Origin of the sequence: Oceanobacillus locisalsi, assembly GCF_042675985.1 — a bacterium.
In the GTDB taxonomy this organism is placed as follows: domain Bacteria; phylum Bacillota; class Bacilli; order Bacillales; family Amphibacillaceae; genus Oceanobacillus; species Oceanobacillus locisalsi.
On sequence record NZ_JBHTKK010000053.1, the window covers coordinates 1 to 1,673 of the forward strand.

The 1,673-nt window shown below is 39.9% G+C and carries 1 protein-coding gene; it reads left to right on the top strand.

From position 1 onward, the window contains the following. The first annotated feature begins 155 nt into the window (after nucleotides 1-155). A complete protein-coding gene (locus ACFQ19_RS20170; protein WP_379594652.1) occupies nucleotides 156-1,472 on the top strand; it encodes an IS1380 family transposase in 1,317 nt (438 codons plus the stop codon). The last annotated feature ends 201 nt before the right edge of the window (nucleotides 1,473-1,673 follow it).

A 1,673-nucleotide genomic window follows, 5' to 3' on the forward strand; every position in this document is an offset into this window, starting at 1 on the left:
ATCCTGAATTATTCACAGAAAAACCTTTATAACGCGCAATTACTTGGCTGACAAGTAACGAAAGCGTATAAGTCATGCATCAAATAAATGAAAAAAGAACCCGTTTCTGATAAGGTTAAAGCATCACCAAATAACCAACAGAAAGGGTTCTTATAATGGCTACTTTACCGCAAATCACACTTGATTTCAATCGTAAAATAAAACTATCTCATGATGGAGGAGAATTATCCTCCGATACCGGTGAATTGATCTTCCGGGAATTGGATAAAAAACTTGGGTTTTCCACGGTTTTGACAGATTACTTACAACTCATCGATGAACGTCGTTACTTTGTGCATGCCAATGAAGATTTACTTCGTCAAAAAATCTATCAACTCATCGCTGGATATGCGGAAGATGATGCAGCGGATGCTTTGATACACGATCCGGTATTCACGCAAATGATGGGCAAGGATTCACTTGCTTCCCAACCTAGCTTATCCCGCTTTTTGGAGCGCTTTGATTCCCACTCCATTACTGCTTTACTTCAAGCCAACCAGGTATTACTGGATAAAGTGCATACACATCGGAAATCGGACGCCATTATTTTTGATCTGGATTCCACGCATGCCGATACCTATGGCGAGCAGGAACAAACGAAATACAATGCCCATTATGGGACAGTCGGTTATCATCCGATGGTTGCCTTTGACGGAGTGACAGGCGATTTTCTCCAATCACAACTGCGCCCGGGGAATGTCTATACATCCAATGGCGTTGTCGATTTTGTTCGCCCAATGATTGAACATTATAACGAGAAATTCCCATGGACCATGCCATTTCTGCGTGCTGACAGTGGTTTTGCAGTCCCTGAGTTATATGACTTATGCGAAAAAGAATCGGTTTTTTATGTTATTCGCTTAAAATCAAATAGCAAACTGCAGCGATTGGCAGATGAACTGCATCCGGCTTCATCTGCCAGAGATATGAGCCAGTCCGAGTGCTATTTTGAAGAAAGCGAATACCAGGCACAGTCATGGAAAAAAGCACGAAAAATCATTATTAAGTCCGTTCGTCCTGCAGGAGAAATGTTTTTCACACATAGCTTCTTTGTGACCAACTTAGGAGATACGTTCGCTCCTCAAGTGATTGTACAGTCTTATCAACGAAGAGGAACGATGGAAAATTACATCAAAGAAGCAAAAAATGGTTTCGGTTTGGATCGCATGAGCAGCCACGATTTTCAAGCAAATGAAGCTCGGATGATAATGAGCTTATTAGCCTATAATTTGACCAACTGGCTGCGCACGCTCTGCTTCCCGGAAGGACAACAACAGATGCAAATCCAGACGATCCGGACACGTGTCATTAAAGTTGCCAGTAAATTAGTGACATCAGGACGTTCTTTCTATTTTAAATTGGCTTCAAGTTTTGTGTATGCATCTTTCTTCTGGAAAGTGTTGCGAAATGTTCAACAGCTTCAGATTGAATAAAAACAAAAGGAAATATTTAGCAATTTAAAAGCTTTTAAAAGACCAAGGGAGAAGTATGCCCAAAAACGATTATTTTTTCTTAGAAATACCATTTACCTTCAGCTGTCTACGAATTTTTTAGCTTTTCTCGCTTAAAAATAGGAAATCATGAACCAAAAATTTTAATTTGATTCTTTAATCTGCAGGTATGAATAATTCAGG

Bases quoted from the DNA above. Each gene is read 5' to 3' on its own strand.
- ACFQ19_RS20170 (WP_379594652.1), top strand. From the start codon at position 156: ATGGCTACTTTACCGCAAATCACACTTGATTTCAATCGTAAAATAAAA.